Source organism: Ureibacillus terrenus, from assembly GCF_006569205.1.
GTDB classification, from domain to species: domain Bacteria; phylum Bacillota; class Bacilli; order Bacillales_A; family Planococcaceae; genus Ureibacillus; species Ureibacillus terrenus.
The window spans coordinates 152,739-176,013 of the sequence record NZ_VIGD01000005.1 but is presented as its reverse complement, the minus strand read 5'-3'; the positions used below and the strand labels follow the sequence as shown (position 1 = coordinate 176,013).

The following is a 23,275-nucleotide window of genomic DNA, read 5'->3' as shown; positions in this document are numbered from 1 at the left end:
AGGCGCTTTGCTTAATTTCTTCCGGATTGGGAGAAGCTTTTTTCCGTTTGATGTTCCAAATATTCTTCTTCTTCCTCGCGGGAAAGAAGGCCGGTTGCTTTGCCGATTGTTCCGCCTTGCCATTTCCAAATTTTATTATGCACTTTGACGGCGTTGGAGAAGTCGCCGTTTTTCCAGGCGGTCAAGGCTTCCCGGTAAAATTCTTCATGCTCATAATCGTTATATTCCAAAATCGTCAACATTTTATCTATCTGTTCTTCGGTCATTGGGGTAAAGCCCCATTTTGTATCGGCTTTTACTTTTTGGTGGGTCATTTCATGCATGGTCTGCATGAACACCTCTTCGGGCATCGTGTAATCGTCGGATGTGGAGGCTTTTATCGGCTGCCGGGTTTCGGTGTTGATCGATTCCGGATTGATGTTTTCGGAATCTTGCGGTTTCGCTTTACCCTGATTGAGCAAAATGACCGCAGCCGCAATCCCCGCCACCGCTATGATCAATGAAGCCACGACCATCCAATATTTATTCCTCATAAGAAAATTTCCATTTGCTCCCTTCAGAATTTCCAATCTTGTAAATAACATACCAAATTTTCTCATTAAGTCAAGGGAGGGATATGGGGGTGGATGTTTCTTGGGCTTGGATGAAGATGTATTTTGGGCGGATGGAGTTTGCTCTTGGGGATAAGAGAGATCATCTTGGGCGGATAGAGATTTCCCTTGGGCATATGAGAGGTCATCTCGGGCAGATAAGGAATCTTCTTTGGCACTTAGGAGTTCAACTTGGGCGTATGGAGATTCTCTTCGGGCACATGGGAGTTCAACTTGGGCAGATGGGGATTTCTCTTGGGCACAAAGGAATTCCTCTTGGGCACAAAGGAGTTCCTCTTGGTCACATGAGAGATCATCTTGCGCTAATTGCAAATCCCCTTATCCAAACAGAGGCCAGTCTCACGCGGACAGAGGCGAACCCCCAGCCCCTGCACAAAAGATTACAAAAAAAGCCGGCCGCATACGGGTGATCCGGCATTATAAATTAGTTATCCGGTACTATTGCGTTCAAAGAAGAACGATATTAAATTAGAAATAAAAAGAATAGTTTACAATTTTAAACAAAATAAGGAAATTAATGGACCTAAGAATTATCTTAGAAAGGGGGATTGATCGGACAAGGGGATTTCGCGGTTGTGTCGACTGACACCTGTGTTACTTCCAGGAACAGATTGATTGGACATTCATCAAAGCTTTATTCGGCACATGGATGTTTTGAACGCAGACTATAAGGGGCTTTTTGTTGTTTTTATATTACTTTTGAGTAATAAAATGAGCCGTATAAGGGTGAATTCCGTTTCCATCTGTTTCAACATAATCGGCAACACCCAAGATTTTTCAATTGTCCGTCATTACATAACAGGAGAATAGGCGGATACCTGATATCAATGGCGTACAAATCCAGAGGGGAGGATTTCAATGAAAAGAAAAATTAGGAATGTTTTCCTTGCCTTGTTCGTTGCGGGGGGAATAGCGGGGATTTATCCGTCGGTGTCGCATGCAATATCGATTTTTTTCTTCAATGATGTTCGTCCGTCCGATTATTTCTATGATGCTGTCAACGACTTGGTTGAACGGGAGATTATCCATGGATATGAAGACAACACATTCAGGCCGTATCAGCCGGTTACCCGGGGACAAGCGGCGAAAATCCTGGCAAACGTCTTGAACTTGGACAAGCAAGATGTGGAAGATCCCGGTTTCAAAGATGTTTCCAAATCCAATGAATATTACGGCGCCATTGCCGCATTGGTTAAAGAAGGAATCATCCATGGCTATCCGGACGGCACATTCCGGCCGAATGAACCGATACAGCGGAATCACATGGCGAAAATCATCGCCCGCGCCTTCAATATCAAAGCTTCCCCCGGCACGAAAACACCGTTTACCGATTTAACAAACAAAGAATATGTGGATTACATTCGAGCTTTATATGAATACAAAATCACGACAGGTACTACACCGACGACCTTCAGCGGAACGGATAGCGTGAAACGCGGACAAATGGTTGTGTTTGTTTACCGGGCCGAAAATGCCGCAACCGATGCCACAATCAACATTTCCGAAATCAATGGGGATACCATCATAGCCGGCAATAAAGAATATCAAATTCCACGCAGGCTTCAGACTCTCTTCGGTTTATCCGGCAAAGAATCATTCAAAGGGGCAACTGTGAAAGCAAAAGTGATCGGCGGAAGCATTTATTCCATCACGTCGATAGAATTCGGCGATTTAGAGGAAGCGGATAAACACGCAATTGACAAGCAGCTTCCAGTCCTTGAGATAAATGGAAAGCGGCCGAATGGAAAATATTCGGTAAAAAATAACCATTTTGCTGTCCAATATGGAAAGATATCCGTTTCCTCCCAGGATCCGATTACACTGTTTTCGGATCAAGGGGCGGTGATTCATTATATATTGTCATATATTGTCATATCATGATCCATTGAGGAGCGAACCTTCCTATTACGCGAATTTGAACAGCCCTGTCTATAATGGGCCAATTAAACTTTATCATGATTCCTATTTGCATGCGGTTGCGTTGAAAAACGGCATTATCATCGGCGAAATGCTGGTTGAATTGGACGTGGTAGACGATGAAGCGGCGAATTTGGATCCGTTCCCGGTTCTGAAGGTAAATGGGGAGGAAGCAAAACCGCACTATTCATATGTCAACGCGAACGGAATTTCAATAATCGAACAGTTTGTTTCAGCCTATGAAAAGGCGACGCTTGAACTGATTCCGGGAGAAGGGACAACCATTTATTTGTTTGAACCATACCAGGACATCCGCTTTGACAAAATTGATTTTGATTCTGCTACACAATACACCGGACCAATTGAAAATTCCGATATCAATGCAGTCATCGTGAGAGACGGCAAGGTTGTCGGGCATTACATTGTTTGGGTGGGAATTTATCTGGATTAAAAGAGGATTTGAGAGATTTGTATAAAACGGCGCAGGAGTTGTCTTGCGCCGTTTTTATTGTGTGGTTTTGGGGTTATGCGCATATGATGGATTTTTATTTGCATAAGGTAATTTTTTAAATGCAAGGCAGGGCCTTAAGTGAACAAGATTCTCTTTTATTTTCGCAAGATGAAATTGCAAATGCCGAAGAGGAATTGCTATCCGCCCAAGGGAGAACTTTATCAGCCCAAGAGGGATTCCTATCTGCCCAAGAGAGAACTCCATCTGCCCAAGGGGAAGTTTTATCTGCCCGAGAGGAAAGGCCATCCGCCCAAGAAGAATCCATATCTGCCCAAGAGGGATTCCTATCCGCCCAAGGGAGAACTCTATCCGCCCAAGGGGAAGTTTTATCTGCCCGAGAGGAAATGTTATCCGCCCAAGAAAAATCCCTATTCGCCCAAGATGACCTCTCATCTGCCCGAGAGGAAAGGCCATCCGCCCAAGGGAGAACTCTATCCGCCCAAGGGAGAACTCTATCCGCCCAAGAGGGATTCCTATCCGCCCAAGGGAGAACTCTATCCGCCCAAGGGGAACCGCCATCTGCCCGAGAGGAATGATTATCTGCTCAAGGGAATTCTCCATCTGCCCAAGATGATCTATCATCCAATTTCCAATTATTTTTGCTTTTCATCATTTTTATTAATCCTGTTCAAAATTGGAAATGCCATTTCCCTTCAAATTAATTTGTTATAATAGTTCTGTAAAATTTATGAAAATGAGGGGATTGCATGAACGTACATGAGATTGCGGTGATTCCGGGGGACGGAATCGGAAGGGAAGTCGTGCCCGCTTCGTTGAGGGTGCTGGAACGGCTGGCGGAGCTTCATGGCGGGATCAAATTTCAATTTACGGAGTTTCCGTGGAGCTGCGAGTATTATTTGGAACATGGCGAGATGATGCCGGAAGACGGGATCGGGACGCTGAAGAATTTCGAGCAGATTTTTTTGGGGGCGGTGGGCGATCCGCGGCTTGTGCCGGACCATATTTCCTTGTGGGGGTTGTTGATCCGGATTCGCCGGGAATGCGAGCAGGTCATCAACTTGCGGCCGGTGAAAAGCCTCAGGGGCGTGCCGTCCAAATTGGCGGATGCGGAGCCTTTCGATTTTATTGTGGTGCGGGAAAACAGCGAAGGCGAATACAGCGAGGCGGGCGGAAGCGTCCACCACGGGGAGGATGAAATCGTCATCCAAAATGCGGTATTCACCCGGAAAGCGACGGAACGGGCGATGCGGTTCGCCTTTGATTTGGCGATGAAGCGCAATAAAAAGGTGACGAGCGCCACGAAATCCAATGGCATCGTCTACAGCATGCCTTTCTGGGACAAGGTGTTCCGCGAAGTGAGCAAGGATTATCCGGAAGTGGTGACGGAATCCAACCATATCGATGCGCTGGCGGCCTTTTTTGTGCTGAAGCCGGAGCAGTTTGATGTGATTGTGGCGAGCAATCTGTTCGGCGACATTTTGACGGACATCGGCGCGGCCATCATGGGAAGCATCGGCGTGGCGCCGGCCGCCAACATCAATTTGAACGGGAAATACCCTTCCATGTTCGAGCCGGTCCATGGTTCCGCTCCGGACATTGTCGGAAAGGGCATCGCGAACCCGATCGGACAATTGTGGACCGCGAAGATGATGCTGGACCATATGGGCTACGATGAACTGGGCGCGCATTTGTTGAAGGCCATCGAAGAAACGACGGCATCCGGCGTGAAAACCCCGGACATCGGCGGAACATCGACGACCGAAGAAGTGATTGGGGAAGTGTTGAAACGGATTTCGTAGGATTTTCGGCAGCCGGGTGCTTAGCGGTGCGTCCATTCGCGCATAAATCTTCGAAAGCGCGCATAATTGGGAAAATTCCCAAAAAATTGCTGGAAACCGCACGCAATCCGGTGAACATCGTACAAAACCGGGCTCCTGCGGGGGGCTTGTCATTTTCGGCTCCCCCATGCCTTTGGCGGAAACCGCTCACAACCATGCGCCAATCCAATGGCAACAATTGAATATTATATAGGAAGTTTTCAATCGCTGTTTAATTCATAGTGTGGTTACGTATATATAACCCATGATTGGATCACCGATGAGCAAGGGAAAAAAGTGGCTGGATTGGCCGAAGATTATAAAGAACTTCTCTATGCATCGGCAAAGGAATTGGAGAAACGGAAAAGAGATGAAGTCGAAGAATGCATCCGGCAAATCGAGCGGAAAATCGATGAATGGGTCGAGCAGGCGGAAAAGCTGAGAAAAGAGAATAGTTGATGAAAAGTGCATGATGATAGATTTTGAATGGAATCAACAAGCAATCAATTGGAAGCTGCTTTTCTTTTAAGAAATCATCAATCGTGCGGAAGCCATGTCCAGTCGAACCGGACATGGCTATTTTTTGTGGATTCACAATTTTTCCGCCGCAAACGCGATTGTCGCCGCCAAGGCTTTTTTGAGCATTATACAAATTTTTTTCGCCGCAAATATAATTCGGTGCCGGCATGGTTTTCTTTTGTTGATTCGCCACCACAAAAAAATCCTCATAAGTGATTTACATCACAATGCCGCAAGAAACGACGGATTATAATACCAGTGAGAATTGTTTTCAGCGAAATGCAGCTTAGCCTCACACATTCCTATTTATTTAAAAATATAATTTTCTTTTCATAATAAAATTTCATTCGGGGTGATCGCATTTGAAAACCATTGATTTATCCAAGACGGTTTACGAACTGTGCACCGAAGACCCTCGCATCATCGGCATCATGAAAGAATTGGGCTTTGAACAAATCACCAAGCAGGGGATGCTTCAGAGCGCGGGCAGGATCATGACCATTCCGAAAGGGGCGCGGATGCGGAAAATCGATCTGGATGAAATTGTCGAAACCTTTGAAAGGCATGGCTATAACGTAAAAAAGTAAGGAGGATTCCCATGAGCGAACTCATCAACAACCGCGAAAAAGGGATTTTGCATAAAAATGAACGGCAGAAAATGCTGAAGGACATCATTAAAGAGCTCCACGAAGGAAAATCTGTCGAGGAAGTGAAAGCCAAGTTCCAGGGGGCGGTGGGGGATGTGACGGTTGACGAAATCTCCCAAATGGAACAAGCATTGATGGAAGAGGAAGGAATTCCGGTGGACGAAGTGCGCCGGCTCTGTTCGGTGCACACCGAAGTGTTTAAGGGATCCATACAAGACATCCATAGATCCGATAAACCGGAAGAACAGCCCGGCCATCCGGTGCATACGTGGAAACTGGAAAATAAAGAATTGGATTACCTGGTAAATTTCAAAATGAAGCTGCATACCGGGCGCTTTATGAAAGACGATTCCGACGAAAACCGGTTCAAATTGATTGAAGACTTGAATCTTTTATGGGATGTGGATAAGCATTATTCCAGAAAAGAAAATTTGTTATTCCCGTATCTTGAGAAATACGGGATTTACGGCCCGACCAAAGTGATGTGGGGCGTCGATGATTATATTCGCGCAGGCATCAAGGACGCGAAGCGCAAATTGTTGGACTACGATGGCCAAAAGGAGGATGTATTGGAAGTTTTGGAATTTGTGATGCGCGAAGTGTCGGAAATGATTTTTAAAGAGGAAAACATCCTGTTCCCGATGGCTTTGCAAAAGCTGACGGAAGATGAATGGCTAAAAATTGCCCAGGAAAGTGATAAAATCGGATACTGCCTGATCGATTCCGTGGAAGAATGGAAACCTGTCCGCCATCCGCTGCCGATTGAGAAAAAGGAAAACATTCATCCGGAAGAAGGGTATGTCCGCTTCGAAACGGGTGTTTTATCCGTCAAGCAAATCGAAGCCATCTTCAACCATCTGCCGGTGGATATTACGTTTATTGATGAAAACGATATTGTGCGATACTTCTCCCACGGAAAAGAACGGATTTTTACAAGAACGAAGGCGGTCATTGGACGCACGGTGCAAAACTGCCATCCTCCGCAAAGCGTGCATGTGGTGGAGCAGCTGCTCGAGGATTTCAAATCAGGGAAGAAAGATGTGGAAGATTTCTGGATTCCGTTCAAGGACAAGTTTGTGTATATTCGCTATTTTGCGGTGCGGGATGAAGAAGGCAAATATATGGGAACCCTTGAATTCACCCAAAACATTTCCGGCATCCGGGCATTGGAAGGCGAAAAACGGATTTTGTCGTAAGGCGGCAGGTGCCAGGCACTTTTGATGTGCCTGGCGTTTTTGTTGCAGACGGATTGACGTTCTTTCGCAGGGCTGGGGCGGAATTGGGCGCGCTGACCAGGAGAAACGGCGCAGATGAAGATTTAACTGGCTTATAAGCGGATAACATGTGCAAATGGAAATTTCTTTTGTGACCTCGAGGGGTTAGCATGTGCGGATGAGCGGTGAACATGGGCGGATGGAGATGCATCTTGGGCATAAATGAGATGGACTTGGGCGGATGGAGATGCATCTTGGGCATAAATGAGATGAACATGGGCGGATGGAGATGTATCTTGGGCATAAATGAGATGAACATGGGCGGATGAGGATTCATCTTGGGCATATACGAAGTGAACATGGGCAGATGGAGTTTCATCTTGGGCATAAATGAGATGAACATGGGCGGATGAGGTTTCATCTTGGGCATATACGAAGTGAACATGGGCAGATGGAGTTTCATCTTGGGCATATACGAAGTGAACATGGGCAGATGGAGAAGCATCTTGGGCGTATAGATACATAGCTTGGGCAGATGGAGATTCATCTTGGGCATATACGAAGTGAACATGGGCGGATGGAGAAGCATCTTGGGCATAAATGAGATGAACTCTCCAGAAGGAATCCCGTTGACCCGGATAGAATCTTTCTTTCTAAAGAATGTTTTCAAATTCGCGCGAATGATTCGCATCTCACAAAATGCAGGCGCTATAGCCACAATCCATCCATTTACCATAAGGAGGAATTTCTGTGACATTACAAATCGTGCAGAAAGATATTACAACCATGGCGGTGGACGCGATTGTCAACGCGGCCAATTCACGCTTGCAGATGGGCGGAGGGGTGTGCGGGGCGATTTTCCGTGCGGCCGGTGCGAAGGAGCTGCAAGAGGCGTGCGACAAGATCGGCCATTGCCCTGTCGGGGAAGCGGTCATCACGGATGGTTTCCGCTTGCCGGCCAAGTTTATCATCCATACGGTCGGTCCGGTTTGGCAAGGCGGGCATCAACAGGAAGCGGAATTGCTGGCCTCCTGTTACCAGGAATCGCTGAAACTGGCCAAAGAACACGGCTGCCGCTCGATTGCGTTTCCGGTCATTTCCTCGGGCATTTTCGGATACCCCAGAAGGGAAGCGCTGGAAGTCGCCATCACGGCCATCCAGGAATTTTTGAAAGAGAATGAAATGGACGTATACATCGCCGTCATTGACCAGGACATGCTCCAAATGGGGAAAGCGCTGCTGAAAAGCTAGCCACGGGAGTGTTTGCGTTGTCATAACGCCAAACATTTTCACCTTGCCCCTCGCCGCTGAAAGGCTGGCCGGATAAAGGGCGATTCTGTTGCAGGGGATCAGGCGCCAAAAGATTTGGACTCTGTCACCGCAATGAAAAAGCATTTTGCCGACGTGCCCCCTTTCCGCAGCCCAATCCCCATACCTGTTTTCCCACAAAAAAAAGCGGGAATCCCGCGAACGGAATTCCCAATGAGCTGAAAGAATCATTATAAGGTTAGGGGACGAGAAAATATGGATTCATTCAAATGCGACAATTGGCATAAGGGGACAATTGCATGCACGAATCCAATTTTCACCGGCCATTGTTCCTGGATGAACAATTAGCCTTTCACCTGCGATTGTTCAAGAGAAAAACAGATTGCTTATTGCACTTGCTTAAAATACTGCTCAGTCCGTTACGGTACCCGCAAGTCTTGCGGGGCATGGCAGCCGCCGCATCCCAACCGACTTGCTTTGATTCCAATGTCAGAGAGGAGAATCGAATGATTCATCTTACAATCGCATGTGAATGATTTAACTATATTATAACAGATTTGAAACCGCTTTCAAAGCGTTTTGTGCGAAAATTTATTCAATTGACATTTTGCCCGATTTTTTGAGGGCGGGAGACCATTCGAATTCGATTTCAAATTCGTGTTTGTCGCCTTTCACCTTATATTTCACATCCACTTTCACTTGATCGCTTGGCGCCACTTCCACTTGTTCCGCGCCCTGGACGAAGGTGAATTTTCCTTCCTGCTTCAGTTTTTGGGCGATTTTTTCAAGGGTTTCCGCAAATTCCTGAACGGTTTGCACTTCCTTATGTTTGATGAGCACTTGTTCCCGATTCCGTTTTTCGCCGGAAGCCTTTGCCGTTTGCTCATCAACCTCCTGTCCGTCAAATAGGGCACCGTCATTTCCTGCTGCCTCATCCCCGGGTTCATCTCCCACCGGTCCGGCCCCGGCAGCCTCGGTCATTTGCACGTCTGAAAGCTCTTCTGCAATGTCATCCACTGCTTGTCCAGATGTTGTTTCTTTCATTTTTTCTTCCATTTGGACACCCTCCCTTGCTTTTCTTACTTTTATTGTACCATTTCGATGAGAGGGGAAAATTGACGGAATTGTCAATGTATCTTTATTCTTCACCACCGCAAAAAGAGGCTGGGAAGCATCGCGCGGATCTTTCCCAGCCCATTTGCGCACCGTTATTCAATTTTGATGAATGCAGCTGCAAACTTTTTCCATTCCGTGATGGATGACGATGTTGCCGCGTCACCTTTTCCGTTTTGAGGGGGGCAACTCGCCGTTATGGCCCAAGGGTTATGCAGCCGCGAATTCTTTTTTCATTTTGATGAGGCCGTAAATATAGAAGAAGATGCTTGCCGTGATGATGGTGAGAATGACAAATAATACGGATTTTCCTGTTTCCCCTGTCCAGCGGTAGAATAGCCGGTACGAATAGTAAATGGAAATGATCAGAACGGCGATGTAGGCCAGCCATCCGATGATCGGAATGAGCGAAACAACGACCAGGATGGCGTAGATGACAGCCCAGATCAGCGCATCCTTTTTTACTTCCGCCGGTTCCGTTTTCTTGGATCCGAAGGCAAAGAGCAGATAATAATTGATGATTGGAATCCAAGCCAAAAATGCCAGATCGGTTGGACCATTTGTTTTGGCTGTATAATAGTAAATGATGGCAGTCAGAATATAGTGAATGAGTATAAGAGCGATTAATACAAAAAATCCTCCTATCAGGCCGACAACCGCATAGTCTTCAAAGTATTGATACATCCGGCTCCTCCTTTCCATTGATAAGGCGATTTTTTCCCGGGAAAAATCATTGTCATTATATGAACGTTTTTTAAAGAAATGACTGAAGGGGCCAAAGAAAATCGTTCTTATAGAATATTTTTTTATGAAAACAAGCCATCCGGCCGCTATTGTGGAGGCACCGGAAGTCAACGAATAGGGAAATTCGACTAAAATGGTTTAATGCCCAGTTTTTGGGGGTATAAATTTCGTGTCAGCGGTTGTCGGAAAAAAGGGGATTATTACAAAAATGTGGAGAAAATTTGATGAAAAGATAATAAAAGATTGTCCAAAATATGATAAAAACATGATAATTTTACATCAATTTACAAAACCTTCAAAATAAAATACAAAAAATGGTGTATAATAAAGATGTAAAAAGTACAAGCTATCAAAATAGCAAAGGAGGAATTTGAAATGTTTGAACTAAGACCATTCAGAAGAAAAAATGACGACATTTTTGAAAAATTCAGAAAAGCATTCGAAGATGTATTCGATGATGATTTCTTGCCAGCATTGGGTAGCGATTTCAAATCACTCCGCACAGATATTACAGAAACAAAAGATGCATACATTGTACAAGCCGACTTGCCAGGATTCAACAAAGATGACATCGAAATTGACATAGATAACAATTACTTGACAATCCGCGCAAAACGCGATGACAGAACGGAAGAACGCGATGAAAATGACCGCATCATCCGCAAAGAACGCCATTTCGGCGAATTCTACCGCTCTTTCTATATCGACAATGTCGATCAAGACAAAATCGAAGCGGAATTGGATAACGGCGTATTGAAAATCACTCTTCCAAAACTCAAACCGGATGATGACAGCTCATCCAGACGCATCCAAATCAAGTAAACAAGCCCAGGCTATGACGGAATGTCATAGCCTTTTCCGTTTTGAATTTTTTGCTTGCCAGGATTTTGATTGTCAAACCACTTTAACGATTTTACAATATTTTTTTCAATTGGCAATCAATCGAATGTTCTATTTTATTTTTGCTTCTTGCAAAAATTTGACGGGTTTGAGCCTGCAAAGAGCGAATGGAAAACATTCGCTCTTTTTTTGTTGATGAATTGCTGCGTGTGCCGGCGCGGATGGGGGATTCAACTTGGACGGATTACTTGAGAAAATAGGGAACCTTGGGCGGATGGCGGTATAACCTGGGCAGATAAAGGATGCATTTGAACGGATGGGGTTCATCATGGGCAGAGGTGGAGTGCCCTTGGGCGGATGTGAGGCATGATTGGGCAGATAAGAAAACAACACGGGCACATGTGAAGTGCCCTTGGGCGGATGGAGATTCCTCTTGGGCACAAGCGAGGCAACTTCGGGCGGATGAGGAAACATCTTGGGCACGCTCCCTCGACGCTACCGGCGGGCCGGGCTTCCATATCGTGAAAGTGGAATAATCAATCCGGAACGGGGCTGGAATATCCAGCATTATCCGGGGATTGCCGCCAATCCCGGATAATGCTTTTTTTTACGCCAACGGTTCCGCAGCCTCCCCTGATCCATTTCAATGGAATCTGCCCTCCGATGCACGGATTTTCCTAAGAGTCCATCGTGAAATATTACAAAATTATCACAGATTGCAATTTGACAATAATTTTATCTCATAAAAATAAAGGTTATTGCAATAAAAATAAAGAATGAATAATATATTAGCATTGGATATTTTTTAAGTGAATTGGAGAGAGAGCCTATGAAACGAAAAATCATCATTATTGCCGCATACATTTTTTTGCTATCCGGCATTTTTCTGAACGGGGAGGCAGCCGCGGCAGGCGGTTCCAAACTGCCGTATAAGGATATCGACAGCAACTTTTGGGCAGCGGAATTTATCGTGTCATTAACGAATAAAGGATATCTCAGCGGTTTTCCCGACGGCACATTTCGGCCGAATCAGCCGATTACCCGGGGTGAAACCGCCGGAGTCATAGCGAAGTCATTGGGAATCTCTCTGGAATCCAATTTCAAATTAAAGGCGAAAGATGTTCCGACAAGCCATAAATACTATAAAGAAATCCGGAAGCTGGCCGAATTGGGCGTTGTTCAAAACAATGAATATTTCCGTCCGGAAGAGCCGCTCTCAAGAGCGCAGGTCGCCAAAATGATCGCCCTTGCTTACGGAGTCAAAGTCGATTCGGTCAATAAAACCGTTTTTAAGGACTATCCAAAAGATTTTTGGGCAAAAGATTATGTGGAGTCCCTTGCGGATGTCGGCATCATCAAGGGAACAAGCCCGACCAAATTTTCCCCGAACCAGTCTGTCACGAGAGCCCAATTGGCCGCTCTCGTCTGGAGGGGCATCGAATTTAAGGGTAAAGTCAAATCTCACCAATTAATTTATGACTATTTATCGAAACATTATATTTCCACCGTCAATACGGCCGTGAATTGGACGAATGAAACGATCCGGCTGGTGAATGAGCAGCGGAAAAAAGCGGGGATTCCTCAGGTAAAAGAGGATCCGGCCCTCACCCAGCTGGCGATCATTAAAGCGCAGGACATGATCCAGTGGAAATATTTCGATCACTATTCCCCGTACTACGGTTATCCATGGGATATGGCAAACGTTTTTGATTACGGATTCACGAGACTCGGCGAAAACCTGGGCCGCTATTTTACGCGCCCGAAAGATGCCGTGGATGCATGGATGGCCTCTCCATCCCACAAGGACAATATGCTGAAGCCGGTCTACACGCATATCGGGGTCGGCATCAAAGCCGATGCCAAAGGAAACTATTACTGGGTCCTGTTGTTATCCAGTAAATAGCCTGTAATATTTCAACCGATAATATTACAATATTACAGTAATATTACAAGATTCTACAAAAATATTGCATCCGTTTTTTGTGAAAAGTGCCGAATTTCCTTGAAAATTAAGGGATTCGGCACTTTTTGTATTTTCATGAAAACGTTACACAAATGAAAAGTTTCGGGAGTTTAATCTATGGTAGTCTATTAGCAGTGAGTGTTTAATAGAGGAACGGATTCATTAAAGACAGAAATTCGAAAGGGGCCTGTGTTCGTGAAAAAGAGATGGTTAGCGCCGATTTTTATTTCATTCATGCTTGTATCCGGAGTAAGTGTCAGCCAGCCTGCCACTGCAGAAGCCGCAACAGTGAACGACTTGGTTGCGACGGCGAAAAAATATATCGGAGTTCCGTATAAATACGGCGGAACGACGACAAGCGGTTTCGATTGTTCCGGATTTACGCAATTTGTTTTTTCCAAATTGGGCATTTCGTTGAAACGCACTTCCGCCGAACAATATACACAAGGGACGGCGGTTTCCAAAAGCAATTTAAAAGTTGGGGATCTCGTGTTCTTCAATACATCCGGCAAAGGTGTTTCCCATGTCGGCATCTATCTGGGGAACAACCAGTTCATTTCTTCTACGACATCTTCAGGCGTTCGGATCGACAACATCAATGATCCATACTACTGGGGTTCCCGCTACGTAGGGGCAAGACGCGTAGCAAACTTTACAAACGAACAGGCGAAGCAGGTGCAAGAAACGGCCAAAAAAGCGCAGGAAGAAGTTAAGTCTTCAACGGTTGACCTCAGCATCTACGCTTCCCGCGGCGAAGTGGCCCTTCGATTGGCAAGCGAATTGAACTTGGATACATCCGATAAAAATTCTCCATTTACGGATGTGAAATCTGATTCAAAATATGCCGGCGCCGTAACAGCATTAAATAAATTGCAAATCTTTACAGGCGACGGCAGCGGAAAATTCAATCCAAATTCGCCAATCACGCGTGCCCAAATGGCGAAAGTGTTAGTGCTATCCTTTGATTTGAAAATGAAAGGATCGGCTAAGACTTTCAAAGATGTTCCAAAATCACACTGGGCATATGAATATATTCAAATTTTGGCATCGAACGGAATCACCATTGGCCGACCAGACGGAACATTCGGCGTAAATGATTATACAACTTTTACTCATTTGGATACTTTCATCGAACGGATTCGTACAAATGTCAAATAAGTTGAACGGGAAAAGGGAGAGGCGACAAAAGCCTCTCCCTTTTTTATCCGAGATTATTACTATAAGTCGCAACCGTTTCTAAGGAAAAAGTAGGAGAAACAGGTAGAAAAGACGGATGTTTGCAAATATTTCTTTTGATAGAATGAAATTGTGCTTTTTATTTCCAAGAAAGGAGGGGAACCCACTGTTTAAGAAGAAGCCGTTTTTCATTTTATTTGCGGTTGTTTTTTGTTTTTCTTATGTACTGAATGTACATAGTGCCAGCGCGAAAGCGACCTTTGTGGACGTCCCGGCAACCCACGAAGCTTATGAAGAAATCCAGTACTTGGTAGGGTTGGGAGCCATAAAAGGTTATGAAGAGAAGGGCGGAAGATATTATAAGCCGAATAATCCCGTCACAAGGGGGCAAGCGGCCAAAATTGTCGTGGTCTCAAAGGGATTGAGCCCGCTGAAAGTGTCCAAGTCTTCCTTCAAGGATGTAAAAGTGGGCACTGAACTTTCCGGATATGTGGAAAGAGCGGTGAGCGCAGGGTATTTTGAGGCTTATAATAGTAAAGGAGAATTTGCTCCGAATGTCAATTTAACCCGCCAAGAGATGGCAAAAATCTTGTCGAATGCCTTCCAATTGGATGTCAACAAGTACGCGAACCTATCCGTGCCTTTCACGGACATCACCAAAAGCCATCCTTACTATAAGTACATTGCCGCCATTTACTACAATGGCATCACGCAAGGCAGTCCTTCGGGCAACAGCCGGGTGTTTAAGCCGGGAACATCTGTAACCCGCGGACAATTTGCACTGTTTATCGCCCGCGCCAAAGAGAGCCGTTTCCGCTTGCCTTTGCCGGTGCAAGGGGTGCAAGCGCCAAATGAAAAAGATGCCATTGGGTGGGTCAAATCCACTGTCGATGGCCTGAATGTGCGCACTTCCAAAGATACCTCTTCCAATGCCAACCGCATCGGCCAAATCAATAAGGGAACCATCCTGCCTTTATTCGAAATTCATACCGGCTGGTATAAAGTGATGTATAAAGGACAATTCGCCTATATTTCCAGCAGCTATTCGCAAATTGTCGACGATACCGGACAACCGCTCGGAAGCGTACAAAAGAAAGTGATTGCGACCAAAGCGGTCAATGTCTACAAAACGGCCAATACAAGCTCAAAAGTAATCGGCACCTATAATGCCAACGATCAGATACCGGTATATAAAACCGTCGGCAATTGGTATTTGACGGAAAAAGGCGGGGTTCCGGGATATGTCCAAATTTCGGCGACAAAAGAGCAGACGACGTCCACACCGCCTGCAACCGCCAAAACGATCGGCCGCGTGACAACGAACGGGTTAAATCTCCGGGAACAGGCAAGCGCTTCTTCCAAATCCCTCGGAACCCTCAATAAAGGGGATATTGTAACCGTTCATTCGATCAGCGGTTTCTGGGCGAATGTGACGACATCAAACGGCAAGAAAGGCTATGTGCATAAATCTTATTTGAAATTATTAAACCAGGCCGGAAGCCCTGTAAAAGACCGCATCATCGTCATTGACGCGGGCCACGGCGGAAAAGACCCCGGCGCTTCCAGCAACGGGGCGGTGGAAAAAGAAATCACGCTGAAAGTCGCGAACGTGGTGAAAAATAAATTGCAGGCGGACGGCGCGAAAGTCATCATGACGAGAACGGGCGATACGTATCCGACATTGGAAGACCGGGTGCAAATCGCGCTGAACAATTATGCGGAAATCTTTGTCAGCATTCACGTCAACTCGGCAACGACTACGAGCGCCTCTGGTACGGAAACGTACTATAGTATCGAAGGCAATGTGAATGTTGAGGAAGATCAGCTGTTGGCCAAATGCATCAACAGTCAAATAGTGAAAAATGCGAACATGAAAGACCGCGGAATCAAACAGGCGGATTTTTATGTGATTCGAAGCATGATCCTGCCTTCCGTGTTGGTGGAATTAGGCTTTATTACAAATTCGGAAGACCGCTCGAAATTGACAAGCAGCCAATACATCAACATTTTCGGCGATTCCATTTATAAAGGGATTGTCGAGTACTATCAAAAATAAAAAGGATTGGCGCTTCGCCATACGAAAAAGGATAGATCGGAAGGGACATGCCTTGCCGGTCTATCCTTTTCAAGTTACAGAAAATCAATCTTTCATTGGCGCGAATGGATTTAAATGGAGGTTGCGGCCAATTCATTTTTGGAAGGTCCGTGATTGGACGACTCATCAGAAATTAAGCAATAATTGAATGGTTCGCATTACTTTTGCTTCTTCTTTTGGTGATAACGGATCTGGAAACCCTTCAACAGGAACTTCCCCGTTTTCTTTCCGGTAGAATTCAATTTCCCGCTTCAGACTTAAAATATAACATATATGTGATATTTATGAGCAACAATTAAATCAGCGTAATTTGCCTTTTTTCGGGAGGCACGAGCACCTTTCTGTTTTTCACATCATACAATCCGTGCGGCGTGAGGCGGATAAACGGCAGATGGGTCGCGGAGAAGAACGACAGCGTGAAGGCCGGGTCTTCATGGCGGAAGCCGCGCTCTTTCAGCAGCCGGATCATCTTTTTCTCAAGGGGAATCAATGCCTCCATTTCCAAATCGGACATTCTTCCGATTAACGGCAGAGGGATTTCGTGGATAATTTGCCCGTCTTCCGCCAGAACGATGCCGCCGCCGATTTCTTTCATCCGCTCAAAGGCAAGCCGCATGTCTTGTTTGTTTTTCCCGATGAGCAGAAGATCTTCCGGACCGGAATAGGAGCTTGCCAATCCGCCGAGATTCTCCGCGAATCCTTTGACGACCGTATTGATTCGCCATGATCCGTCCTTTGCCACCATCATCAGGAAGCATTCGTCGTGATCGGGCGGCAACCCGTCGCAATCGAGATCCAGATCCGTTTCATAAGGTTTTGTTATGACGTTGTTGATCAAATGGATGCCCAACGGATTGGCAAAATGGAAATCCTCTCCGGTCAAAGACCATTTCAAAGAGAGAGGGGAAAAGCGGTACGCCGCCCAATCAATGCGGGATGCATCATGCAGCGCTCCGCCATTCCGCTTCACCCATTTTCCTTTTGCCAGGACGCTTTCCGGAGCTGGGTTTTTCGGGTCGCCCAGAATATTGATATTGGCGATCCGGCCCGTCGCGATGGAGCCGTGCAGGTGCTCCAAATTGTAATAGTTCGCGATATTATAGCTGGCCATTTGATAGGCGTCGATGACAGGGACGCCGTGGTTGATCAGCTTTTTGATCAGGGCATCGGTCATGCCGTTTTCATAGAAGTAAGGATGGGAGCCGTCCGTTGTGACAAAAAAGCGGTCAAACTTTTGGACGCCGAGCTCCAGCAACTCTTTGATCAAAATGTCCAGGTCGGGACGGATGGATGAATCTCTCAATGAAACATAATAGCCCTGCTTCAGCCGGGCAAGGGCTTCCCGGCCGGTCATCGCTTCATGGTCGCAATCGGCGCCGAGCAATTTTAATTTAGCGAGCGTTCGCTCGGACGCCCCGGGGAAATGCCCTTCGATTCTTTTATTGAGCCGTTTCGCCTCCTGGATCCAGGACAGGAGGTGGTCGTCCCCTTCGAGCAGTTTCGGCCAGGCCGTAAGCTCGCCGCCCTGCACCACCGATTCGTGCCGGAGCCATTGGAGGATATCTGTTGTATGGAAGATTTCCCCGTGGTTGGACAGTTCCGTCTGCGGGTCGAAACGGCACCACCAGTACATGTTGTAAGGCGTTTTGTCCAATTCCTCCAACAAGTCAAACGCTTTTTCGGGATTCAAAAGCACAAATAGAACCAGGTTGTCGTTGATGAGGGTTGTCGTTCCGAACTGCGCGGCGTATTTGGCAAAGGCCAGAGGATTGTATTCCTGGTATGGATGGGCGTGGGGCTCAATATAGCCCGGTACGAGGTATTTCCCTTCGCAGTCGATGATTTCCGTTTCCCGAACATTTGCCGGCAAATCGTCCCCGACATAAACGATGCGATCCCCGTCTATCCAGATATTCGCCGTGTCCCATCGGCTCAAATAGGAGTTCAGATAGGTGGCGTTTTTCAAAATGATGCTTGGCTGTTTTTCCCCGTCGAGCACTTTTACATGGTTTCTTAATTGTTGATTGTTCCATTTGTATCGTCTATTCTCCATTGTTGCACCCCTTTTCCAATATCCCCTGGAAATGAACAATTATTCATTTATTGTAAATTCATTTTACAAAAATTTCAATAAATTTAGCGGCATTGTTTTTTTCACAGGCACCGTCCGGAAATGTCCGTTCAATTACCTTTATTTTTGTTAAAAATACAATGATTCGAACATTAAACAATGGGTTAATATCAAATAATTAACAATATTCATTACAAACACATTACGAATTTTACTTTTCGGATAATTTTTTCTCTTCAGCGTTAATTTTTTGAGCCATATTCCTTATTTTTCTTCAATTCGGTTAAACAATCCGTTACATAATTGAAAAATAACGGGCGCAAAATTTATGGTAGGCTCGAAATGGAAAGGAAATTAAAGGGGGATTAACAGTGAAAAAGCGCTGGCTCATCCCGGTATTTGCATCTTTCATGATTGCGGCCTCCCCGGTCGTTGATGCGGAAGCGGCAACAACGCAGCAATTAATCACAACAGCAAAACAATACATAGGCGTTCCATATCTTTGGGGAGGAACCACGGCGAAAGGATTCGACTGCTCCGGATATGTGCAAAGGGTGTTCGCGGATTTGGGCATTGAGCTGAACCGCACTTCCGCGGCACAGTATACACAGGGGGTTCCGGTCTCAAGACAAAACTTGCAAATCGGCGACCTTGTGTTCTTTAACACCTCCGGAAGCGGCGTTTCCCACGTAGGCATTTATATAGGAAACAATGAATTCATCAATTCTTCTTCCAGCAAAGGGGTCAGCATTGCTTCATTGGACAGCAGCTATTGGAACAGCCGCTATGTCGGAGCAAGACGCATCGCGGACTTTTCCTCGTCCTCCCAAGTAAAACCGGCATCGGTCGATTTCAGCGTCTATGCGTCCCGCGAGAAAGCGGCTTTCCGCCTGGCCGAAGCATTGGGGCTTGACACTTCCGACACCCGATCGCCTTTTGCCGATGTGAAGCCGACAGACAAAGTGGCGGGGGCCGTCACGGCTTTGAACAAATTAAAAGTCTTCGAAGGAAATGAATCTGGAAAATTCAATCCGAATTCGCCGATTACCCGCGCCCAGATGGCGAAAGTGCTTGTGGCGGCCTTCGATCTGAAACCGACGGGCAGCCAGCCGGTCCGATTCAGCGATGTCGATCCGGACCATTGGGCGGCCGGCTACATCTCCATATTGGCGCAGAACGGCATCACCGTCGGAAAGGGAAACGGACAATACGGGCCGAACGATTATGTCACGATCAAGCAGCTGGAAACGTTCTTAAGCCGCGCGATGAGCAAGTAGCGCAGGGATAACACTGCCACCTTCCTTCCAAACGAAACATTGGCGGAATTTCTCATCCGGTCGGCATCATATAAGGAGCTGCTGCCATTACTTTTCCATCCTTTGCTTTATGAATGGCATGAGCAAAAACCACAAAAACCAATCTAAATCACTTCACTCAACCAATCTCGGAATCTGCGCGGAAACCATGCGCCTCATCATTCGATTCCACTTTTGCATTGCCTGGGGGAATCTTCGGTTGGATGCCCCTCAGGCAATGTTTTATTTTTGAAGAAAATTTTTCCGCATCACAATCGTAAACATCATCCGATAAAAAAATGAATCGGGAATGAGTTTTCCTAACATTTGGCATTTGCTTTACAACAAGATTAAGTTTCGATGATGGGAGGGTTACAAATCGGAAAAAGCCTTCAATTGCCGCAAAAAAAATGTTATTTATGGAAATGGCCGAATATGAAATCGATTGGAAGGGAGATATAAAAAGAAAATGTTTTTGAAAAAATGGATCATTATACTGGGGCTTTTGCTTTTGGCGTCCTTTTGCGGGTTTCCGTCGAAAGCGCTTGCAGGCCAAGTATTCGATGATGTGCCGCCCACCCATGAAGCTTATGAATACATCAATTATTTAGAAAGCATGGGAGTGATCAAAGGGTATACGGAAAATGGACGGCGCATTTTCAGATTGGCTGATCCCGTGACGCGCGGACAGGCTGCCAAAATGGTCGTCATCGGAGCGGGGTATGAGCCCCTGAAAGTGTCCCGTTCTTCGTTTGTGGATGTCGATCCCGCAAAGAATCCGGAGTTGTCCGGTTATGTGGAAAGGGCGGCAAGCCTCGGCCTTTTTGACAATATAACGGATAACCGCTTTAAACCGTACACCAATCTTACCCGCGGGGAAATGAGCAAAGTCATTGCCAAAGCGTTCAAATTGGATATTGAGCAATATGCGTCCCACCCTTCGCCGTTTTGCGATATACCGGCGGATCATCCATATTTTAAATACATTAATGCCCTCTATTACAACGGGATTGCCCAAGGCAGCAACGGAAAGTTCAATCCGGACAGCCATTTGACAAGAACCCAATTCGCCCTGTTAGTGGCGCGGACCATGAACAGCCAGTTCCGTTTGGATGTAAAACCGGTCAATCAGAATGCATGCGTTCCCGAAAAGACGGATACAATCGGACGGGCCACAGTGAACAATCTGCATGTCCGGAGCGCCGCGAGCGGCTCGGCGCCTACAATCGGCAAATTGAACCGGGGAGATCAGGTATATGTCATTTCCATAAATGGCTGGTGGGCGAAAATCAACTACAAAGGATCCGTCGGCTATACCCATAAATCATATTTGAAACTGCTGAACCAAAGCGGATCTAAAGTAAAGAACCGGATTATCGTTCTTGATCCCGGCCATGGAGGAACCGATCCGGGCGCAACGAAAGGAAGCTACCAGGAAAAACAAATTGCTCTTGCGGTCGCGAATGTGGTCAAACAAAAACTGGAGAAAGATGGGGCGACTGTGTATATGACCCGCACGGGAGATACATATCCCTCATTGCAGGACAGGGTGGATTTCGCCCACGAGCATTATGCGGAGGTTTTCGTGAGCATTCATGCGAATTCTTCGACAAGTTCCAGCGCCAAAGGAACGGAAACCTATTACAGTATTACCGCGAATGACAATGAATTGGAAGATTATGCGCTGGCAACGAGCATCAACAACGAGATTGTGAAACAGGCCAAAATGGTGAATCGCGGTGTGAAACGGGCGGACTTTTATGTCATCCGCCATTCCGTGTTCCCGTCCGTATTGGTGGAGTTGGGGTTCATCTCCAATGGCGAGGACCTTTCCAAATTGATCGACAGCAATTATCAGCAGATTTTTGGGAACGCGATTTACCAAGGAATCGTGAATTACTACAGCAAATAATGAAAACCCTGCATCGGACAATCCGATGCAGGGTTTTTTACCGCAGTTCATATTGCTTATAGAATTTGTTTTCCAAGGCGAACAGTGCCAAGATGATGAAGAAGATCAATGTATAGATTTTCAATTCCCAAATGTTATAGTAGGCTCCCGATGCGCAAGTAGACAGCCAAAGGGCCGCCATGAATGCGCCGAATTTCGTATCTCTCCGCTTCCAGAATAAGGCGAGCATTCCGAGAAGATAGAGGGAGAATGCGATGACCCCCAATATTCCGGTTTCTGCGATGATCTGGATGTATTGGTTATCCGAATAGATTTTGTTTTTATAATAAATGGATAAATCGATGCCGTATTTTTCATAAATCGGAGAACCGTAAGATATAGTGGCGGCTCCGCCGAATGTTCCAAAACCTGAACCGGTGATCGGATAATCGGAGAAAATTTCAAAACCTTTTTTGATATAGAAAATCCGTCCTGTGGATTGCATTCGGTTGACGTTTTTTTCCTGGAACAATTGGCCGAAACGTTCGGATAAGTCTACGACACTGGCATCCGGAGCTTCCACGCCCAAGTTTTTCACCAACATAACCCCGCTGTTGACCGGATAGAATACCAATATTAGTCCGGCAATTGCGCCAAGCACCAATTGCTTGATAAGCCGATAGTTTTTCGTCATGATGATGTACACGATCGCGAGAATTGTGGCAGAAATCAATGTTCCGCGGGAATATGTCAGGAAGAATATTCCGAAGAATAACACGTAACTGATATTGAGGAAAATTTTATATTGTTTCGTATTGGCTGTATCATAAACATGCTTTAAATAGAATATACCTATAATGCAGAACATTAATATTAATGCCAAAGAGTTGGGATTGCCGGGCAGACTGTAGATCCGCGCGAAATTTTCCTCGGAAAGCGGCATGTATTTCCATGTGGTTGGAAGCAATAATTGACGGATTGATAATTTTTCCACTAATCCGTGCAAGGACAGCAGCCAGCCAAGCCCGACCCCCGTCCATGCAAGTTTGACGGGCCAGTTTTCCGGAAGTTTTGTACGGGATAAGAAATAATAGATCAAATACATAATGATGAAAGTGCGGATTTGGAAAATGATTGCCCCAAGACTTACACCATTTATGTATCCCACGATGGATCCGAGCAGCAAAAAGACGAAAAAGGCCCATTCGAAAAACTTGAATTTCAATAATCCTTTGAGATCAAACTTGCTGGCGATGATCAGTTTGACGAGGAGCACAACCGTGATGATATCGCCGATCAACTTGAGGCCGGGATTGATTTCTGTCAGGAAAGGCCTGATTGCCACGTATACGGCCAAATATAAAATGCTATCAAAAGGTTTGAGAAAGGCATAGACCGCGAATACGGCAGCCGTTAGGACCAACGCGATTTTGGAAGGCAAAGCAAGGGACAGAAAAGTGAATAATACGAGTATTAACAATGGAAGATATTCTTTTGAAAATACCGTATCCTTTGTTCGCTGCATAAATAAATTCCTTTCGACATAGTATTTCATTCTATCAATTTTCTATCAGACACCTATTATAACATGTGCTTTTTAATTTTCCATTACGATAATGTT

General features: G+C 45.8%; 22 protein-coding genes. 16 read left to right on the top strand and 6 right to left on the bottom strand.

The genetic code is table 11. The features are described 5' to 3' along the window. Positions 1 to 11 precede the first annotated feature (11 nt). Positions 12 to 533: a DUF6241 domain-containing protein gene (locus FKZ59_RS05640; RefSeq protein ID WP_141601773.1), complete on the bottom strand. Its 522-nt coding sequence runs from the start codon at positions 531 to 533 to the stop codon at positions 12 to 14. A gap of 936 nt (positions 534 to 1,469) precedes the next feature. On the opposite strand from FKZ59_RS05640, the gene FKZ59_RS05635 reads away from it, so the two are divergent. The 7 genes from FKZ59_RS05635 to FKZ59_RS05610 all read left to right on the top strand — a co-directional run bounded on the left by FKZ59_RS05635 (position 1,470) and on the right by FKZ59_RS05610 (position 7,179). After that, positions 1,470 to 2,492 carry an S-layer homology domain-containing protein gene (locus tag FKZ59_RS05635; protein WP_141601772.1) on the top strand — a complete coding sequence of 341 codons (1,023 nt, stop codon included), beginning with the start codon at positions 1,470 to 1,472 and terminating at the stop codon, positions 2,490 to 2,492. After that, positions 2,479 to 2,979 carry a hypothetical protein gene (locus tag FKZ59_RS05630; RefSeq protein WP_141601771.1) on the top strand — a complete coding sequence of 167 codons (501 nt, stop codon included), beginning with the start codon at positions 2,479 to 2,481 and terminating at the stop codon, positions 2,977 to 2,979. Before FKZ59_RS05635 ends, FKZ59_RS05630 begins: the two co-directional genes overlap by 14 nt. 138 nt (positions 2,980 to 3,117) lie before the next feature. Further along, a complete protein-coding gene (locus FKZ59_RS05625) occupies positions 3,118 to 3,711 on the top strand; it encodes a ribosomal eL19 family protein (RefSeq protein ID WP_141601770.1) in 594 nt (197 codons plus the stop codon). Between the two features lie 35 nt (positions 3,712 to 3,746). Then, positions 3,747 to 4,799, top strand: coding sequence for a tartrate dehydrogenase (locus FKZ59_RS05620; protein ID WP_141601769.1), 1,053 nt, complete (start codon positions 3,747 to 3,749; stop codon positions 4,797 to 4,799). Positions 4,800 to 5,114: 315 nt separating this feature from the next. Next, positions 5,115 to 5,276, top strand: a complete 162-nt coding sequence (locus FKZ59_RS14675; protein WP_181733188.1) for a hypothetical protein — start codon at positions 5,115 to 5,117, stop codon at positions 5,274 to 5,276. 422 nt (positions 5,277 to 5,698) lie between these two features. Further along, on the top strand, positions 5,699 to 5,923 hold the full coding sequence (locus FKZ59_RS05615; protein WP_141601768.1) for a DUF1858 domain-containing protein: 225 nt from the start codon (positions 5,699 to 5,701) through the stop codon (positions 5,921 to 5,923). Between the two features lie 11 nt (positions 5,924 to 5,934). Beyond that, positions 5,935 to 7,179 (top strand): DUF438 domain-containing protein, encoded by a 1,245-nt coding sequence (locus FKZ59_RS05610; RefSeq protein WP_141601767.1) that lies wholly within the window; start codon positions 5,935 to 5,937, stop codon positions 7,177 to 7,179. Between the two features lie 131 nt (positions 7,180 to 7,310). Here FKZ59_RS05610 and FKZ59_RS05605 read toward each other — a convergent pair whose 3' ends face one another. Beyond that, positions 7,311 to 7,721, bottom strand: a complete 411-nt coding sequence (locus tag FKZ59_RS05605; RefSeq protein ID WP_141601766.1) for a hypothetical protein — start codon at positions 7,719 to 7,721, stop codon at positions 7,311 to 7,313. Between the two features lie 226 nt (positions 7,722 to 7,947). On the opposite strand from FKZ59_RS05605, the gene FKZ59_RS05600 reads away from it, so the two are divergent. Next, positions 7,948 to 8,448 carry a macro domain-containing protein gene (locus FKZ59_RS05600; protein ID WP_141601765.1) on the top strand — a complete coding sequence of 167 codons (501 nt, stop codon included), beginning with the start codon at positions 7,948 to 7,950 and terminating at the stop codon, positions 8,446 to 8,448. Between the two features lie 609 nt (positions 8,449 to 9,057). Here the strand turns inward: FKZ59_RS05600 and FKZ59_RS05595 are convergent. Both FKZ59_RS05595 and FKZ59_RS05590 read right to left on the bottom strand, forming a co-directional pair. Beyond that, positions 9,058 to 9,522: an amphi-Trp domain-containing protein gene (locus tag FKZ59_RS05595; RefSeq protein WP_246045829.1), complete on the bottom strand. Its 465-nt coding sequence runs from the start codon at positions 9,520 to 9,522 to the stop codon at positions 9,058 to 9,060. A 267-nt stretch (positions 9,523 to 9,789) separates the two neighbouring features. Further along, positions 9,790 to 10,263, bottom strand: a complete 474-nt coding sequence (locus FKZ59_RS05590; RefSeq protein ID WP_141601764.1) for a hypothetical protein — start codon at positions 10,261 to 10,263, stop codon at positions 9,790 to 9,792. Between the two features lie 229 nt (positions 10,264 to 10,492). On the opposite strand from FKZ59_RS05590, the gene FKZ59_RS15080 reads away from it, so the two are divergent. The 6 genes from FKZ59_RS15080 (at position 10,493) to FKZ59_RS05565 (ending at position 16,358) form a co-directional block, all read left to right on the top strand. Continuing rightward, on the top strand, positions 10,493 to 10,627 hold the full coding sequence (locus FKZ59_RS15080) for a hypothetical protein (RefSeq protein ID WP_281279191.1): 135 nt from the start codon (positions 10,493 to 10,495) through the stop codon (positions 10,625 to 10,627). A 71-nt stretch (positions 10,628 to 10,698) separates the two neighbouring features. Further along, a complete protein-coding gene (locus FKZ59_RS05585; protein WP_141601763.1) occupies positions 10,699 to 11,145 on the top strand; it encodes an Hsp20/alpha crystallin family protein in 447 nt (148 codons plus the stop codon). Positions 11,146 to 11,465: 320 nt separating this feature from the next. Next, positions 11,466 to 11,699: a hypothetical protein gene (locus FKZ59_RS05580; RefSeq protein ID WP_141601762.1), complete on the top strand. Its 234-nt coding sequence runs from the start codon at positions 11,466 to 11,468 to the stop codon at positions 11,697 to 11,699. A 293-nt stretch (positions 11,700 to 11,992) separates the two neighbouring features. Beyond that, positions 11,993 to 13,066, top strand: a complete 1,074-nt coding sequence (locus FKZ59_RS05575) for a CAP and S-layer homology domain-containing protein (protein WP_141601761.1) — start codon at positions 11,993 to 11,995, stop codon at positions 13,064 to 13,066. A gap of 255 nt (positions 13,067 to 13,321) precedes the next feature. Beyond that, the gene (locus FKZ59_RS05570) at positions 13,322 to 14,284 is read left to right on the top strand and encodes a C40 family peptidase (RefSeq protein ID WP_141601760.1); all 963 of its coding nucleotides are present in this window, start codon (positions 13,322 to 13,324) and stop codon (positions 14,282 to 14,284) included. 142 nt (positions 14,285 to 14,426) lie between these two features. Beyond that, a complete protein-coding gene (locus tag FKZ59_RS05565; protein ID WP_141601792.1) occupies positions 14,427 to 16,358 on the top strand; it encodes an N-acetylmuramoyl-L-alanine amidase in 1,932 nt (643 codons plus the stop codon). 334 nt (positions 16,359 to 16,692) lie between these two features. Here the strand turns inward: FKZ59_RS05565 and FKZ59_RS05560 are convergent, their stop codons facing one another. Further along, positions 16,693 to 18,450: an adenine deaminase C-terminal domain-containing protein gene (locus FKZ59_RS05560; RefSeq protein ID WP_141601759.1), complete on the bottom strand. Its 1,758-nt coding sequence runs from the start codon at positions 18,448 to 18,450 to the stop codon at positions 16,693 to 16,695. 389 nt (positions 18,451 to 18,839) lie between these two features. Between FKZ59_RS05560 and FKZ59_RS05555 the strand changes: the two genes are divergently transcribed. Both FKZ59_RS05555 and FKZ59_RS05550 read left to right on the top strand, forming a co-directional pair. Then, positions 18,840 to 19,745: a C40 family peptidase gene (locus FKZ59_RS05555; RefSeq protein WP_141601758.1), complete on the top strand. Its 906-nt coding sequence runs from the start codon at positions 18,840 to 18,842 to the stop codon at positions 19,743 to 19,745. A 487-nt stretch (positions 19,746 to 20,232) separates the two neighbouring features. Then, on the top strand, positions 20,233 to 21,675 hold the full coding sequence (locus tag FKZ59_RS05550; RefSeq protein ID WP_141601757.1) for an N-acetylmuramoyl-L-alanine amidase: 1,443 nt from the start codon (positions 20,233 to 20,235) through the stop codon (positions 21,673 to 21,675). A gap of 37 nt (positions 21,676 to 21,712) precedes the next feature. On the opposite strand, the gene FKZ59_RS05545 is transcribed toward FKZ59_RS05550, so the two are convergent. Beyond that, a complete protein-coding gene (locus tag FKZ59_RS05545; protein WP_181733187.1) occupies positions 21,713 to 23,179 on the bottom strand; it encodes an O-antigen ligase family protein in 1,467 nt (488 codons plus the stop codon). Positions 23,180 to 23,275: the final 96 nt, after the last annotated feature.

Coding starts and splice junctions, on each gene's coding strand:
- FKZ59_RS05590 (WP_141601764.1), bottom strand. CDS start 10,263: ATGTATCAATACTTTGAAGACTATGCGGTTGTCGGCCTGATAGGAGGA.
- FKZ59_RS05560 (WP_141601759.1), bottom strand. CDS start 18,450: ATGGAGAATAGACGATACAAATGGAACAATCAACAATTAAGAAACCAT.
- FKZ59_RS05595 (WP_246045829.1), bottom strand. CDS start 9,522: ATGGAAGAAAAAATGAAAGAAACAACATCTGGACAAGCAGTGGATGAC.
- FKZ59_RS05575 (WP_141601761.1), top strand. CDS start 11,993: ATGAAACGAAAAATCATCATTATTGCCGCATACATTTTTTTGCTATCC.
- FKZ59_RS05610 (WP_141601767.1), top strand. CDS start 5,935: ATGAGCGAACTCATCAACAACCGCGAAAAAGGGATTTTGCATAAAAAT.
- FKZ59_RS05565 (WP_141601792.1), top strand. CDS start 14,427: ATGAAATTGTGCTTTTTATTTCCAAGAAAGGAGGGGAACCCACTGTTT.
- FKZ59_RS05545 (WP_181733187.1), bottom strand. CDS start 23,179: ATGCAGCGAACAAAGGATACGGTATTTTCAAAAGAATATCTTCCATTG.
- FKZ59_RS05580 (WP_141601762.1), top strand. CDS start 11,466: ATGCATTTGAACGGATGGGGTTCATCATGGGCAGAGGTGGAGTGCCCT.
- FKZ59_RS05605 (WP_141601766.1), bottom strand. CDS start 7,721: ATGTATCTATACGCCCAAGATGCTTCTCCATCTGCCCATGTTCACTTC.
- FKZ59_RS05585 (WP_141601763.1), top strand. CDS start 10,699: ATGTTTGAACTAAGACCATTCAGAAGAAAAAATGACGACATTTTTGAA.
- FKZ59_RS05550 (WP_141601757.1), top strand. CDS start 20,233: ATGTTTTTGAAAAAATGGATCATTATACTGGGGCTTTTGCTTTTGGCG.
- FKZ59_RS05640 (WP_141601773.1), bottom strand. CDS start 533: ATGAGGAATAAATATTGGATGGTCGTGGCTTCATTGATCATAGCGGTG.
- FKZ59_RS05620 (WP_141601769.1), top strand. CDS start 3,747: ATGAACGTACATGAGATTGCGGTGATTCCGGGGGACGGAATCGGAAGG.
- FKZ59_RS05635 (WP_141601772.1), top strand. CDS start 1,470: ATGAAAAGAAAAATTAGGAATGTTTTCCTTGCCTTGTTCGTTGCGGGG.